Source organism: Lamprocystis purpurea DSM 4197 (assembly GCF_000379525.1).
Taxonomy (GTDB): Bacteria; Pseudomonadota; Gammaproteobacteria; order Chromatiales; family Chromatiaceae; genus Thiodictyon; species Thiodictyon purpureum.
In genome coordinates, this window is sequence record NZ_KB902441.1 from 71,650 (window position 1) to 87,021 (window position 15,372).

The window sequence follows — 15,372 nt, forward strand, 5'->3', positions numbered from 1 at the left end:
TGCCATGCCCCTGATTCTCGATTTCGAGTCCCGCTTCCTGCTTGGCATTCCCGCGATGGACCATGTGCATCGTGAGCTGGTGGAACTGCTCAACCGCATGGCCGATGCGGGCAACGCCACCTTCGCCTATCTCTATCCCGATCTCGTCAACCACACGCACGCCCACTTCGCCAATGAAGAGGTGCTGATGCGTCAGAGCGGCTTCCCGGCCATGCAAGAGCACATGGACGAACATGCACGGCTACGCGGCGAATTGGATGCGTTCGGTCAGGCACTCGACGGGAGGCGCATCGACGCGACCAGGGCCTTTGTGGCTCAGCAACTCCCCGCCTGGTTCGCGCGCCATACCACCACCATGGACAGCGCACTCGCCGCGCATCTGAAGGGAACCGCACGGATCAAGAAACCACCACCCCAAGAAATCGTTCGCTAGTCAGCGAAACATGTCCACTTGTCATTTCATCATGCAATGCGGCGACATCCGCAGCAAGGCCCGCGCCTGATCGCGGCAGGCGATTGCCGCCTTAGGCTCCAAGGCCGTCAGCCAGCGTCGGGGAATGGCGTCGTATCCATAGAGCGCACCGGCGATCATCCCCAGGATCGCGCCCGTGGTATCGGCATCGCCGCCGCGATTCACCACATCGATCAGCGCGCCCTCAAAGGTGTCGGTGGCAAACAGTGCCTGAAATACGGCCCGCAGGGTCTCGACCAGAAAACCACCGGGGTTTTCCATGCGCCGCCGGTCGTAGCGATAGAGGGGTTGCTCCGCCACCAGCGCCTCGGCCAAACCCTTGAGATGGCCCATATCGCCCCCGAGTAAGGCGGCCTGCACCATACGGATGACGGTGAGCGTCCCGGTGTCGCCCACGGCACTATGGTGCGTCGTATGGGACTGAATACGATTGGCTTGAGCGACCAGACTGCTTTCGGCACCCAGCGTGCACAGCGCGATTGGCAATGACCGCATACAGGCGCCGTTGCCCGCATCGTAGTCGTTCTCCGGCATCTGTGTCGCACCGGTCAGACGGTACTGGGAGATGCCGCGGCGCACCGTATGACCGATGTCCACCGGCTTGCCGCGCATCCACTCGCTGAAAGCGGCCGCCACGGCCCCTGCCTCCACCCGCCCCTCGGCCAGGATCGCGGTCCCTAAGGCCAGGCTCATCTCGGTATCGTCGGTCACCTGGCCCTTACGCAGCCGTAACCAGCCGCCGCCGCGAATATCCTGATGAATACCGAACTGCTCATGGATCTCGCGCGGCGTCAGAAACTCGACCGTGGCGCCCAAGGCGTCCCCCACGGCCATCCCCACGTAGGCCCCGACCGCCCGCGCTTGCAGCGCGTCGGCCGAACACTCGGACCCGGACAGATCAGCTGTCAGTTCCAAAACAAACATCGGCTCTGCTCGACTGGTTGAACGGGTCGACGGAATGGGTCGACGACCGGGGCAGACCTGCTCAGTATTGCACCAGGAGGTCCTCGTCACGCACGATCATCTGGCAGGCCAGGCGCCATTCGGATGGGATGTCGTCCACTGCCATCTGGTCGATGTCTTCCTTGCTGATCTTCCCGAGCTGGCGCAGCACCACCTTTTCCTTCTCGGTCAGCAGACCGCCCATGCGCTGGTTCTTGTTGTCCACACTCGTGACGCGCACCACACAGTTCCCGCATTCGCCATCCTGGCAATCATGATGAACTGGGACCTTATGCTCCTTGGCCAGCTTGAGCAGGGTCTCGGTGTGGCTTCCGGCCACGGCATAGACCGTCTTATCCTTATAGTCAGGGTTTGAAAACGTAACGAGTGCCATAATTCTACTCCGGCAACGGGTGTGTATTGATGGGAATACCGGCGATCAGGCCGGCTTGACCTTGCAATCACCCAGGATCTGGGCCTGACACGCGAGCCGGTCATGCCGGTTCGCCATGTTCTCGCGCAGCACCTTCTCTTCCAGCACCGAGGGCTCGGTCAGATTGTTCCAGCCCTCGATCACATGCGTCATGCAGGTGCCGCAGTCGCCCTCCCGACAGCCGTAGATGATCCCGGCCCCGATCTTTTCGGAGATCTCAATGATCCGGGTCCCGGCCGGGACATTGACTGTCTGGTTGATATCTTCAAAGGTGATTTTGGCTTTTGCCATGGTTTCAGACTCCTGGTTGATTGATGGAAATGGAAGAATCGTGCCGCAATGCCAAAGCGGTCGGCTGGCCGCTCGTCGTCGGGCGCTTGCTCACCCCAACTCCGAGAAATCAATGACTCGACCCTGCTCGCCACCCACCAGGGCAGCCGCGAGCTTGCGGCCGAACACCCGACATTCGACAAGTTCCTCATCGGTGGGGATGAGCTTGAGACGCAGCCCGGCCACCGGGACGCGCATCTTCAAACCGCGCATCCGGTCCTCGATCATGCGGACGGCTTCGCCGCTCCAGCCGTAGGAACCGAAGGCGGCACCGAGCTTGCCCTTGAGGTTGACCACCGCGAGTGACGAGAGGAGATCCCATACCGGCTTGACCGCGTCGCCGTTGATGGTGGGTGAACCGAACGCCAGGGCGTCGGCTTCCTCGATCAGGTCCACGAAAGGTTCAGTCTCACCGCCCTCCAAGTCATAGAGCGAAACCCGTACTCCGGCCTCTTCCTCGGCCCCGGCCCGGATCGCCTCCGCCATGCGGGCCGTGCTGCCGTACGCACTCATGTAAAAGACCACTAACGAACGCTCGTCGTTATCGATCTGATCCACCAGACTGGAGGTCGAGAGTTCCCGATAATGCGTCACATAGCGCCGCGGCCGATCGCGCAGAATCGGTCCATGCGTCGGCGCGATCATCTTCAGGCGCAGCGGCTCGATCAGTTTCAGCGCGTCCATCACATGCGACTTGAAGGGCCGCATGATATGGGCATAGTAATAATCGAAAGAAAAGCGGAAATCCCCGACCCGATCGTTGTAGAGGCGGCTGTCACAATAGTGGCAACCAAACACATCGCCGGAGAAAAGCACCCCGTCCTCAACCAGATAGGTGCATTGCGTATCAGGCCAGTGTAGGAAAGGGGTATGCAGAAACCGCAAGGTCCGGTTGCCGAGCGATACCTCGTCGCCGGTGCCAACCGTCTCATACTCGAAAGGGCGATCCGCATCCTTCGGTTTGAGGACGGCCTTGAGCATCGACGTGGCACGCGTGGAGATATACAGTCGCGCCTGCGGCGCCCGGCGCATCAACTCCGGCAGCGCACCGCTGTGGTCTGGTTCCAGGTGATTGAGAACAATGACCCGGATCTCGCTATAGTCGGCAACCGACTCCAGCCGGCGAAAAAACTCATCGGAAAACTCGAGTTTCACCGTATCCACCACCGCCACACCGGCATCACCCCGAATCAGGAAGGCGTTATAGGTGGTGCCATTCGCGGTGCGCAGGATGATATCGAAGGTGCGCAGGGACGCGTCGAGGGCGCCGATCCAATGCACACCAGGGGCGATCTCCACTGCGCCCGGATTCCCGGTCGCATCCCGGCATTCCTTACCCATGGCACTCACCCGGCAACCCCGAGCGCCACCGGCCGGACGGTCAGACCCGGTATCGGGCAGACCGGCAGCGAACAATCCGCCAGTTGACTGAGACGCGAGCAGGATTGAAGGTCGACCCCCTCGTCCAACACCACACCCAGAGCGTCCAGAAAAGGACCAGGCGCGAATCCGCAGGAGCGCAGTTCCCCGGCTTCGATCAGCGGCCGCCGGATCAGCAGCGGATCCGCCACCATCAGCGCGAGCGCGCCCGCCTCGCTGAGGTCCGCCGGCCGCACCTCCCCGCTCAGTACCCGCGGCGCAGTCGGGTTGAACCAGTCGCAGACCGCCAAGTCACCAAAGAAGGGCCTCAGACGTTCGGGCACCCAATGCTCAGTCAGCAGATTACGAACCTCCAGACAGTGTCCGATCTCCACTAACAGTGCCTTCTGTCGCGCGTTCGAGACACAACCGGGCTTCTCGTAGAAGACCAGTTCCGCCGGTGTCGGAAGGGTTTGGGTGGCCATGGATATCAACCTGGGGTTCAACGCGCCTGGATCTCGGCTCTGGCCGCGGCCAGGCGCTCTGGAGGGATGCCGGTCAGTGACCCTGGCGGGTTCAAGGGCACCCCGAGCGAATCCAGAATGACGCCCTCGATCGGGCAGATGCTCGCGCACTGCGGATCGGGATGCTCCCCTGCGCATTCCGTACATAAGACAGAATCGATCAGGAAATGCGGCTTGGCCTCATAGATGGCCTGACTCGGACACAGCGGCGCACAAGCCCAGCAATTCACACAGCCTTCGACGATCTGGTATGCCATCAGTCAGTCTCCTCGAACATGGCGTCAGGCGCGCATGCGCAGCGGCGCCGGCGTCGCGCGTTCCAAGCTCCCGCTCGCCGCCAGTTCGCGATACACCGCCGCGACGGCGTCTTCGATCGGCTCCATCGCGTGCTCACCGTTGGGCTGAATCCCCGCTGCCTCGAGCGCACCCCAGGGCTCATAGCCGATCTTCGAGCAGAGCACCGCCGCGCAACCGGAGAGCGCCTGGATCGTCTTCGCCAAGGCCGTCTCCGCATCCCCGCAGGTCTCACCGCCGGAACAATAGAGGTCCACCTTACGGTGACCGATGAAGCGCACGTCCTGGTCGTTGGCCTCGTAGATCAGGAACTCGGCGGCGTGGCCGAAATGCTGGTTGATCACGCCGCCCCCTTTGGTCGCCACCGCGATCAGAGCAGGCGGAGTCTCCCGACGCCGGGCCTTGAGGGCGGTAATCGAGATGAAGGTCTCACCGCTCTTCTTGCGTTGAGCCTCCCGATTGGCTTCAATCGCCGCGTGAACCTGGCGGCGTTCCTCCATGGCCCGGCCATAATCAATGTCCATGGTCTCGATCTTCTCGAGCGTAAATTCGTGACCGCGATCCTCACCGAGCATGCCCACCGCGTCCGCCCGGCACTGGCGGCAGTGACGCATCATATTCATGTCACCGGCACAGGCGTCCTGCAGGGTCTGAAGCTCATCATGGGTCGGACCACGCTGGCCCATGACGCCGAAGAAAGTCCCATGCTCGGGCTCGGCGATCAACGGCATCACGTTGTGCAGGAAAGCGCCCTTGGACTTGACGACGCGGCTCACCTCCTTGAGGTGCTCGTCGTTGACGCCGGGGATCAGGACCGAGTTGACCTTCACCAACACCCCGCGCGCGACCAGCATCTCCAGCCCCTTCTGCTGCTGCTCGATCAGGATCGCCACCCCTTTGCGCCCCTTGATCCGCCGCCCCTGCCAGAAGATCCAGGGATAAATCTTGGCGCCCACGTCGGGGTCTACGCAGTTGATCGTGATGGTCACATGATCGATGTTGTGGGTGCAGAGTGCATCGACACAGTCCGGCAGCGCGAGCCCATTGGTCGAGACACAGAGCTTGATATCAGGGGCTTTTTCCGTCAGTTGCCGGAAGGTTTCGAGCGTCCGTTCGGGGTTGGCCAGTGGATCGCCCGGTCCGGCAATGCCGAGCACCGTCATCTGCGGGATATGCGCCGCAACGGCAATCACCTTCTTCACCGCCTGATCAGGGGTCAGCACCTCTGAAACAACGCCCGGACGCGACTCATTAGCACAGTCGTACTTACGGTTGCAGTAGTGACATTGGATATTGCAGGCTGGAGCAACCGCCACATGCATCCGCGCATAATGGTGGTGCGCCTCCTCCGAATAACAGGGGTGGTTGTGAACCTTGGCCCGGATATGCTCCGGCAGGTGCGCGAGTGCATCGCCGCTGCTGCCGCAGCCGCTCGCAGAACAGCCGCCGGCAACGGCCGACGCGGATCCACTGTGGTCCGAGACCTTCAGCTCCATTCTGTGCCTCCAGAAATCGCGGGCGCCCCGGCCCGCTGGGTTCAAACTGACTCTGGGGAACACTTAGCAATGCTTGTGCCAGATCTTGCTCCGACTCCAGCACGTTGTTTTTCAGTGACTCTTGGCAGTGCCCGAGGGTCGCTTGTCGTCAAACCGACAGAGCGCGGATGGGGGGGTTGTTGGGATAGGAACAGGGCTCAGGCCATGCCTTGGCCCAGTTTTCGGAAAAAATATCACTCACGGAGAAACGGAGTTGCTCATGCCCGAAGTGAATCGCTTCTCCGATTACGATTACGACAACGACAACGACATAAGGTGCGCGAATCGGTCACGGGCACCGGCCACCCCCTGGCGGCCGGTGCGGACAGTGCCGGTTAGCCCCGTTGCAGCAGGGCCCGCAGATCGCCGATTGCGGCATTGGCACGCGAGATATAGGAGGCCATCACCAGCGAGTGATTGCCCATCGGTCCGAAACCGGTGCCATTGAGGATGAGCGGACTCCAGATCGTATTCTGGGTGTTCCGCAATTCCCGGTTGATCTGCTTGAGCGAGACCAGGGCATTCTTGTCCGTGAGCACCGATTTGAAATCGATCTCCAGAGCGTGCAGCGTTTGCAGCAACGCCCAGGTGTAGCCGCGCGCCTCAAAGAAGACATTGTCGATCTCCGTCCAAGGAGTCTTCGTCTGTTTCTCTTCGGAAACCGGTTTGGCCTGGCTCGCACTGGGGTCACCCGCCAGGTCGGTGTTGAGACGGTTTTGCCCGACCGCATACGACAGACGCTGCGCCAGACTGCCCAACCGCTTCTCGACCACTTCGAGGTAGGCCGTCAAATTGTCCGCGCGCGCGAAAAACTGGCCATCCAGATCTTTGTTGTCGGTGAGCCGGCCAAAATAGCGATACAGGGCAGCGATACCCTTACGATACTCCGACTCGGACGACGGCAGAATCCAGGAGTCCGAGTTGTAATTGAACTGGGGCTGCGCCACGGCCAGATCTTTATCTTCAATCGACTGCGACTGAGCACGGCTGAAATCGTTGCGCAAGGCATCCGACAGGTCCCGCAACTCGGTCAATGCGCCGAATTCCCAGTTGGGGATATTATCCAGCAAGATACCAGGCGGGGTGATATCGTTGGTCAGGTAACCCCCGGGCTTGTCGAGCAGCGTCTCGGCGATCCGGATGGCGGCCACCACCGTGGCGGTCCCGTCGACCAGCTTGGCCGGGTCGTTGTTCGTCAGCAGCAGCGCCTCCTCGCGCACGTCGAAGGGGCCGGGTGAGCGCGACCAGATCATCCCGAGAACGAAGATGACCAGCACATAGGTGACCAGAAAGAGACCGACGGTCCACCAAAGACCTTTTTCTTTCCAGACCCGGGGATCGTAGAGGGTGACGACCTTGGTGACCTTTGAGGCCAGGTCCAGTCGTTTCGCGGATTCTGAATCAACCATTGTGTATTCCTAAAAATTGAAGAGTGTGCTTGAGATATCCCCAAATCCGGCAGGAGATTGGGGTGAATCGACCTGTTCCAAGACGCCGCCGAATCTAGCGCGGCGCGTGCTGTGCCGGGGGTCGTGATCGGCGATCCGGGTCCGACCGCCGGACGATCCAGTCGCCCAGTGTCCCGCGGCGGCGCCAGAAACAGCGCTGATCAGCCCGGCTCAGGGTAAAACGATCGCCGCTCCCGTCGTCGATCGTAAGATGGCGCAGCCGTTTGGCCGCCAACTCGGACCATAGGGTCGCGACCAGAGCGTCCAAGGCATCGAGCCCACGGCGCCAGGCGTCCACGTCACCCGCCGGCACCGCCTGCCACAGGGAGTCCCAGAACACCAGAACGGTTCCGGTCGCGTCGCGCCACGCGGCGCAATCCAAGGCGTCCAGCCCCCGCCGGGCCCCGCCGCCCGCCAGCGCCAGACCAACCGCCAGCGGATGATCGGCAATGGTCAACGCGGGCCCCCCGGACACTGCCGACAGGACGCCCCCACCCCAGGTCCAGACGCCGCTGATCACCGGCCGGCCAGCCGTCTCACGCGCCTGATTGACCGGATGCCCGTAGAACAGCATCTGCGCCTCGTTCTGCCACCGGTTCCAGGCGCGGGCGTCGGGGCCGCTCGGCAGGCAGGCGTCCAGGTCGCGTCCAACGACATCATACAGGGGACAAGTCCGCAGGTTCGGGGGTTCGACAACCCGCAGATACCAACGATCCGGCCGGGCGGCGATCAGATAGAGGCCATCGCCGGCGAAATGCGCATTAAAGGCGGCAACCAGTGCATCCGCCTCATCCGCCCGCGGTGCCAACGCCGGTCCGGCGAACAACAGCAGCCGATCCCGGTCCGGACGCAGGTGCACCGGGTCGGCGTGAAACCAACAGCCGTCGCGCGCCCATGCGGGAGCGTCGGCGAGCAGACACAGGGCGGCAGACGGCAGATCGCGGTGCAGCCCGGTGACCGCCGGCGCCTGGTGCAGCGCGCCCGCCGCAGCCGGGGACTGACCATTCCCGGCGCCGGCGTGCGGCATCCCGCCGACCTGACGGACCCCTGCCGTGGACGACGCGGCGACGGTCAAACCGAAGGCGGCAGCCAGGGTCTCCAGGGGGTCGGCGGCTGGCGTCGCCGCGCGGTCGGCGCGGGCCAGCACGCGGTCCAGGGCCGGAGTGCGGATTGTGCGGTCAAGCGTCCCCGGCGGCGCGGCAAAGAGCGCGGGGCAAATGAGACGGAACTCACCCGGCAACAGACCGCCGACCAGCGCGGACACGGGGCGGTCAGCCGGCAAGGGTCTCCACCCGAATCCGCATCACCGACCCCTGCACCGACGCCAAGGCCTCGATACGGGCGATGGCCTGGTTCATCTGGCCCTCGCGCACGCGCTGGGTGAGCATGACCAGCGGCACATGGGTCTCACCCTCGCCGGGGGCCTTTTGCTGGATCGCCTCGATGCTGATGCCCTGCTCGCCCAGGATACTGGCAATGCGGGCCATGACCCCGGGCTCATCCAGCGCCGTGAGCCGCAGGTAATAGGCGGTCTCCACCTGATCCATGGTGAGAATCGGGGTATCGGCCAGTTCATCCGGCTGGAACGCGAGGTGCGGCACCCGATTGTTGGGGTCGGTGGTGAACGCACGCACCACGTCCACCACGTCAGCCACCACGGAGGAGGCCGTCGGCAAGGAGCCTGCACCGGCCCCATAGTAGAGTGTCGGGCCGACCGCATCGCCCTTCACCAGCACGGCATTCATCACGCCGTCCACGTTGGCGATCAGCCGCCGATGGGGAATGAGTGTGGGATGGACCCGTAGTTCGATCCCGTCCGCGTTGCGCCTGGCGATCCCGAGATGCTTGATCCGATACCCCAACTCCCCGGCATAGGCAACGTCCTGAGACTCGATGCGCGAAATACCTTCCGTGTAACAGCGCTCGAACTGGAGCGGGATACCGAATGCCAGCGAAGCCAGGATGGTGAGCTTGTGGGCGGCGTCGATACCTTCGACATCGAAGGTCGGGTCGGCCTCGGCGTAGCCGCGCGCCTGCGCCTCGGCCAGGCAGTCCGCGAAACTGCGGCCCTTGTCGCGCATCTCGGTCAGGATGAAGTTGCCGGTCCCGTTGATGATGCCGGCCACCCATTCGATATGATTGGCCGCCAGTCCTTCGCGCACCGCCTTGATGATGGGGATGCCGCCCGCCACCGCCGCCTCGAAACCCACCATCACACCACGCTCACGCGCGGCCGCGAAGATCGTGTTGCCATGGCGGGCGATCAACGCCTTGTTGGCCGTCACCACGTGCTTGCCGTTGGCGATGGCCCGCATCACCAGTTCAAGCGCCGGGGAGTAACCGCCGATCAACTCGATGATGATCTGAATCTCGGGGTCGTCCACCACCGCGAAGGCATCGTCGCCGATCCGGCCGATCTGATCGAGCCCGCTGATCCCCTCGCGCTTGTACTCGCGGGCCGCGGCATGGGCGATCTCGATATCGCGACCGGCGCGGCGGGCGATCTCCCGGGCATTGCGGGTCAGTACGGTGACCGTGCCGCCGCCGACGGTGCCTAAGCCCAACAGACCGATCTTGACCGGTTCCATACATGCTCCTCTACGTTCAGTTGGTGGACGATCGCCTAAGCTCCAGCCCCGGCACGCGACTCGCGCCGGAACATCTCCTTGATGCCGCGAATCGCCTGACGGGTGCGATGCTCGTTTTCGATCAGACCGAAACGCACATGGTCATCGCCGTACTCGCCGAAACCGATTCCCGGCGAGATGGCGACCCGCGCCTCCGCGATCAGACGCTTGGAAAACTCCAGCGACAGCGAAGCGCCGTCCGGAATCTCGGCGCGCAACTGCTCCCGAATGAAATCAGGAATACGCGCCCAAACGAACATCGTGGCCTGGGGCGACGGCACCTCCCAGCCGGCCTCGTGCAGCCCCTTGCACAGGACGTCACGACGCGTCTGATACATGCCGGCGATCTCGCGCACACAATCTTGCGGACCCTCGAGCGCCGCGATGGCGGCCACCTGGATCGGGGTGAAGGTGCCGTAATCCAGATAGGACTTGATGCGCGCCAAGGCCGCGACCAGGTGCTTGTTACCGCACATGAAACCGACCCGCCAGCCGGGCATGTTATAGCTCTTGGACATGGAGAAGAACTCGACGGCGATGTCCTTGGCGCCTGGAATCTGGAGAATCGACGGGGCCTTGTAGCCGTCGAACACGATGTCCGCGTAGGCCAGGTCATGCACCACCCAGATGCCGTACTCCCCGGCGATGTCGATCACCCGCTGAAAGAACTCCAGGTCCACGCACTGCGTGGTCGGGTTACCGGGAAAGTTCAGCACCAGCATCTTCGGCTTTGGCCAGGAGTCCTGGATCGACCGCCGCAACTCCTCGAAAAAATCCACGTCCGGAGTCAGGCGCACATGACGCACATCGGCCCCGGCGATGATGAACCCGTAGGGATGGATCGGATAGGCTGGATTAGGCACCAGCACGGTATCGCCAGCCCCCATGGTCGCCAGCGCCAGGTGGGCCAGACCCTCCTTGGAACCGATGGTCACGATCGCCTCGGCATCCGGGTCCAGGTGCACGTCGTAGCGGTCGCGGTACCAGTTGCAGATCGCCCGGCGCAACCGCGGGATGCCGCGCGACACCGAGTAGCGATGCGTATCCTTGCGCGCCGCCGCCTCGATCAGCTTGTCGACGATGTGCTGCGGCGTCGGCTGATCCGGGTTGCCCATCCCGAAGTCGATGATATCCTCGCCACGCGCTCGTGCCTCGGCCTTCAACTCGTTGACGATATTGAAGACATAGGGCGGCAAGCGCTTGATGCGGCGAAAATCGGGCTCGGGCAGGACCACGGCACTCTCGGAGTTGGAATAAAGCCCTAGAGTTTAACGTGGCGCTCCGGAGATTGAAACCGCGAGGACTAGCGCTACGCGTCCGCAGCCGTGTCCGCCGCCTCCGCCGGCTCGCTGAAACCACACTCTTTCTGCGGGCAGACCCGCTCGGCCCCTTTGCGCTGAGTCGTCTTGAGCGTCATGACCGGCCAGCCGCACTTGGGGCAAGGCTCGGCGATGGGTTCATTCCACACCGCGTAGTCGCACTTCGGGTAGGTGGAACAGGAGTAGAAGAACTTGCCGCGCCGCGATTTTTTCTTCTGCAGCGTGCCCTTACCGCACTTTGGGCAGGCCACGCCGGTGTCTTCCGGACGCTCCAGCGGCTCGATGTGCTTGCACTTTGGATAGCCGCTGCACCCGATAAACTTGCCGTAGCGGCCGTTCTTGACCTCCAGGACCGAACCGCAATCCGGGCAAACGCGGCCCTCGATGACCTCTTTCGGTTCCGGCTCGGCCCCGTCGGCGTTGAGATCGCGGGTGTAGTCACAGTCCGGATAATTGGTGCAGCCGATGAAACGCCCGTTACGCCCGAGCCGGATCGAGAGCGGACCGCCGCACTTGGGGCACAACTCATCGATGCGCTCCTGGGTCACGTCGCTGCGCTTGACGTGTTCCTGCGTATGGTCGATCCGCTCTTTGAAGGGCCGCCAGAAATTCTCGAGCAGCGGTACCCATTCCTCTTCACCGCGGGACACCGCATCCAGTTCATCCTCGAGCCGCGCCGTAAAATCGTAATCGACATAGGTCTTGAAGTGTTCGGTGAGAAACTTGTTCACCACGCGCCCGACATCGGTCGGCTTGAAGCGCTTGGCGTCCAACACCGCGTATTCGCGATCCTGCAAGGTGGAGATGATCGAGGCATAGGTGGACGGCCGGCCGATCCCGTACTCCTCCAGCGCCTTGATCAGGGTTGCTTCACTGAAGCGCGGCGGCGGTTCGGTGAAATGCTGCTCGGACCGAATACCCAGCAAATCGACCAAATCCCCCACTTCCATGGGCGGCAGCATGCTGTCCTCGTCATCATCGCCGGTGCTGGTGTCGTCCCGACCCTCCAGATAGACCCGCATGAATCCCGGCTCGGCCACGGTCGAGCCGGTGGCGCGAAAGGTGTTGCCGGTCCCGGCACTCAAATTCACCGACACCTGATTGATCAGGGCATGCGCCATCTGACAGGCAAGCGTGCGCTTCCACACCAACTCATAGAGCCGGAACTGCTCCGGACTCAGAAAGGCTTTGATCTCCTTGGGCTCACGCAGGATCGACGTAGGGCGGATCGCCTCATGCGCCTCCTGGGCGTTCTTCGCCTTGGTCTTGTACAGTCGCGGTTGCTCGGGCAGGTGATTCGCCCCGTAGCGCTCGCTGACATAGAGACGGATCTCCGCCACGGCCTCCTGGGCCAGATTCACCGAGTCGGTCCGCATATAAGAGATGAGACCGACGGCGCCGCCGCCGACATCCACACCCTCATAGAGTTGCTGGGCGACGCGCATGGTGCGCTGCGCGGTAAAGCCGAGCTTGCGCGCCGCCTCTTGCTGCAGCGTGGACGTAATGAAGGGCGGGGCCGGGTTGCGCTTGCGCTGCTTGCGCTCGACCTGTTCGACCCGCAGCTTCCCGGCGGCGGCCGCTTCCAGGGCACCTTGGACCACGGCCGCCCGGTCGCCGTCAGTGATGGTGAACTGCTCCACCTTGGCGCCGCCGAATTCGATCAGGCGCGCCATGAAGGGCCGCGCCGCGCGGTCACAATCGGCCTCGATCGACCAGTATTCCTGCCGGACGAAAGCCTCGATCTCGATCTCGCGCTCGCAGATCAGCCGCAGGGCCGGACTCTGCACGCGCCCGGCCGAAAGCCCGCGTCTGACCTTCTTCCACAGCAGCGGCGACAGATTGAAGCCAACCAGATAATCGAGGGCGCGGCGCGCCTGCTGGGCGTTGACCAAGTCGTAGGCCAGCTCCCGCGGATTGGCCACCGCCTCCTGGACCGCGCGCTTGGTGATTTCGTTGAAGACCACGCGATGCACCGGCTTCTTGCCGATCTGACGGCGCGCCTTGAGCAACTCGTAAAGATGCCAGGAGATCGCCTCCCCCTCGCGGTCCGGGTCAGTCGCAAGATAGAGCGCATCGGCATCCTTGAGCTTCTTGGCGATTGCCTGGACGTGCTTTTCGTTGCGCTCGATGATCTGGTACTTCATTTCGAACCCATGTTCCGGGTCGACCGCCCCCTCCTTCGGGATCAAATCGCGCACATGACCGTAAGACGCGATGACATCGAAGTCCGGGCCCAGGTACTTCTGAATGGTCTTGGCCTTGGCAGGCGATTCGACGATGACGAGATTCATACTAATGCAGATACTCGGGTGCTTCGTTGTAAACCAGGTCTTCCATCCGGGTGAAGGCGGCCTCACGGCCCGGACGGTTCAACAGCACCAGGAGTACGACCCACTTGATCTCATCCACCGAGACTTGGGGGTGATCGATGGCCAGGGCGCGTTCGATCACCAACTCACGGCTGGCCGGATCGAGGATGCCGCTTTGCTCCAGAAACAGCAGGAAGCCACGCCCTTCCACGTCCAGCTTGGCGCACTCATCGTCCGCGTAGACACGCATGGACCCCGCCGCGTGGCCATGATAGGACGGGGTCTGCGCACCCTCGGCCAATTCGTCGAGCCAGCAGAGCGCCTTGGCGATCTCGCCCGCGCTGAAGCCGGCCTGGCTCAGTTCGTCTTCCAACTCACCCTGGTCCACCGGGGGCTGCCCCTCACCATCCATGTAGTTCTCGAAAAGATAGATCAGGACATCAACCATGCTGTCGTACATCAACCAACCTCAGTGAACGGCGCCAGCCCGCGGGCTGACTGGAACGTGCTCCTTTCGGCGCGGTCGGCTTGCAGCACCGATGCAGATCGACTGGTCACGCCGGGAGGGTCCGCTGACGGCCCGCGGTCCCACCGCGCAACCGCCCGGCAACCCGCGGGCCAGGCCCGCGGACAGGGCGGTGAACGCCGCTGCGGAGTCATTCCCGGACGCGGCAATAACAGCCTCCGGCACCGGATGATACATGACCCTCTAACTCCAACACCAATAACATGGACGACACCGCCTCCGCGGGCAGCCCGGTTTCGCGGATCAGCACGTCCGGGGCGACCGGGTCAAAGCCCAGTGCGGCCAGCAAACGCTGGTAATCCGGGTCCAGGCCGCTGCCCGCGGCGTCACCCCCGACGTCAGCAGCGTCGATGCGCCTATCGATCACGCCATCCGCCATGGCCCGACGCAACAGCGGGCTCAACTCGGCCAGCACCTCTGCCGGGTCTTCGACCAGATGCGCGCCGTCGCGGATCAGCGCATGGCAACCGCGCGCCAGCGAATTGCGAATCGAGCCCGGCACCGCGAACACCTCGCGACCCTGCTCTCCGGCTTGACGGGCGGTGATGAGCGAGCCGCTGCGCAACGCCGCCTCGGTGACCAGGACGCCCAACGACAACCCGGAGATGATGCGGTTGCGCCGCGGGAAGTTGCTGGCCCGCGGCCCTTCGCCGGGGGCGAACTCGCTCACCAGCGCCCCCTGCTCAGCGATCTGCCTGGCCAGATCGCGGTGGCAGGCCGGATAGACCTGGTCGGGACCCGTGCCCAGCACCGCGATCGTCTTGCCGTTCTTCAGCGCACCCGCATGGGCGGCGCCGTCGATCCCGGTCGCCAGGCCGCTGGTGATGACCAGCCCACCGGCTGCCAGGCGGCTGGCGAAGTCGCGGGTGATCTCCCGTCCGGTCGGGGTCGGATTGCGACTGCCGACGATCGCCACCTGGGGCTCGGCCAGCAAGTGCGGATCCCCGCGGACATAGAGAAGGATCGGGGGATCCGGGATCTCGGCCAGCAAGGGTGGATACCGCGGATCGTCGCGGGCCAGGATGTAGGCATCCGGCTGCGCCGCCCAGGCCAGGACCGCGCCGAGCCAGTCGCGGTTCGGCTGCTTGATCGCCGTGACCGCGTCAGGTCGCAGCCCCAGTTCGGCCAAAGCGCCGGCCCTGGCCGCCACCACCGCATCCGGACTGCCGAAGTGGGCGATGAGCCGGGCGCAGGTCCGCGGCCCGACCCCAGGGGCCGCCGTCAGCGTCAGCCACGCGTCGAGGGAGGTCAAAC

General features: G+C 63.6%; 15 protein-coding genes. 1 reads left to right on the plus strand and 14 read right to left on the minus strand.

Features of this window, described 5'->3' with window-relative positions; all coding sequences use genetic code 11:
- Window positions 1-4: 4 nt before the first annotated feature.
- Window positions 5-433, plus strand: a complete 429-nt coding sequence (locus A39O_RS0108185) for a bacteriohemerythrin (RefSeq protein WP_020504194.1) — start codon at window positions 5-7, stop codon at window positions 431-433.
- 21 nt (window positions 434-454) lie between these two features.
- Here the strand turns inward: A39O_RS0108185 and draG are convergent, their stop codons facing one another.
- The 14 genes from draG to dprA all read right to left on the minus strand — a co-directional run bounded on the left by draG (window position 455) and on the right by dprA (window position 15,370).
- Window positions 455-1,396: an ADP-ribosyl-[dinitrogen reductase] hydrolase gene (gene draG / locus A39O_RS0108190; protein WP_020504195.1), complete on the minus strand. Its 942-nt coding sequence runs from the start codon at window positions 1,394-1,396 to the stop codon at window positions 455-457.
- A 61-nt stretch (window positions 1,397-1,457) separates the two neighbouring features.
- Window positions 1,458-1,808: a 2Fe-2S iron-sulfur cluster-binding protein gene (locus A39O_RS0108195; RefSeq protein WP_020504196.1), complete on the minus strand. Its 351-nt coding sequence runs from the start codon at window positions 1,806-1,808 to the stop codon at window positions 1,458-1,460.
- Between the two features lie 45 nt (window positions 1,809-1,853).
- Complete coding sequence (locus A39O_RS0108200) at window positions 1,854-2,138, minus strand: 2Fe-2S iron-sulfur cluster-binding protein (RefSeq protein ID WP_020504197.1); 285 nt, start codon at window positions 2,136-2,138, stop codon at window positions 1,854-1,856.
- 90 nt (window positions 2,139-2,228) lie between these two features.
- Entirely contained in the window at window positions 2,229-3,518 is a 1,290-nt protein-coding gene (locus tag A39O_RS0108205; protein ID WP_026199242.1) for an FprA family A-type flavoprotein, read from the minus strand.
- Window positions 3,519-3,523: 5 nt separating this feature from the next.
- Window positions 3,524-4,021, minus strand: a complete 498-nt coding sequence (locus A39O_RS0108210) for an ArsC/Spx/MgsR family protein (protein WP_020504199.1) — start codon at window positions 4,019-4,021, stop codon at window positions 3,524-3,526.
- A gap of 17 nt (window positions 4,022-4,038) precedes the next feature.
- Window positions 4,039-4,317, minus strand: a complete 279-nt coding sequence (locus tag A39O_RS0108215; protein WP_020504200.1) for a 4Fe-4S dicluster domain-containing protein — start codon at window positions 4,315-4,317, stop codon at window positions 4,039-4,041.
- A 24-nt stretch (window positions 4,318-4,341) separates the two neighbouring features.
- The gene (gene nifB, locus A39O_RS0108220) at window positions 4,342-5,850 is read right to left on the minus strand and encodes a nitrogenase cofactor biosynthesis protein NifB (protein WP_020504201.1); all 1,509 of its coding nucleotides are present in this window, start codon (window positions 5,848-5,850) and stop codon (window positions 4,342-4,344) included.
- A 374-nt stretch (window positions 5,851-6,224) separates the two neighbouring features.
- Window positions 6,225-7,298, minus strand: coding sequence for a DUF2333 family protein (locus A39O_RS0108225; RefSeq protein ID WP_020504202.1), 1,074 nt, complete (start codon window positions 7,296-7,298; stop codon window positions 6,225-6,227).
- Between the two features lie 94 nt (window positions 7,299-7,392).
- Window positions 7,393-8,619 carry a hypothetical protein gene (locus tag A39O_RS36380; protein ID WP_020504203.1) on the minus strand — a complete coding sequence of 409 codons (1,227 nt, stop codon included), beginning with the start codon at window positions 8,617-8,619 and terminating at the stop codon, window positions 7,393-7,395.
- The gene (locus tag A39O_RS0108235; protein WP_020504204.1) at window positions 8,609-9,925 is read right to left on the minus strand and encodes a homoserine dehydrogenase; all 1,317 of its coding nucleotides are present in this window, start codon (window positions 9,923-9,925) and stop codon (window positions 8,609-8,611) included. Before A39O_RS0108235 ends, A39O_RS36380 begins: the two co-directional genes overlap by 11 nt.
- Window positions 9,926-9,960: 35 nt before the next feature.
- Entirely contained in the window at window positions 9,961-11,199 is a 1,239-nt protein-coding gene (gene alaC, locus A39O_RS0108240; protein ID WP_020504205.1) for an alanine transaminase, read from the minus strand.
- 74 nt (window positions 11,200-11,273) lie between these two features.
- Entirely contained in the window at window positions 11,274-13,574 is a 2,301-nt protein-coding gene (gene topA, locus A39O_RS0108245) for a type I DNA topoisomerase (protein WP_020504206.1), read from the minus strand.
- 1 nt (window position 13,575) lies between these two features.
- Window positions 13,576-14,052: a DUF494 family protein gene (locus A39O_RS0108250; protein ID WP_020504207.1), complete on the minus strand. Its 477-nt coding sequence runs from the start codon at window positions 14,050-14,052 to the stop codon at window positions 13,576-13,578.
- Between the two features lie 196 nt (window positions 14,053-14,248).
- The gene (gene dprA, locus A39O_RS0108255; protein ID WP_020504208.1) at window positions 14,249-15,370 is read right to left on the minus strand and encodes a DNA-processing protein DprA; all 1,122 of its coding nucleotides are present in this window, start codon (window positions 15,368-15,370) and stop codon (window positions 14,249-14,251) included.
- Window positions 15,371-15,372 lie beyond the last annotated feature (2 nt).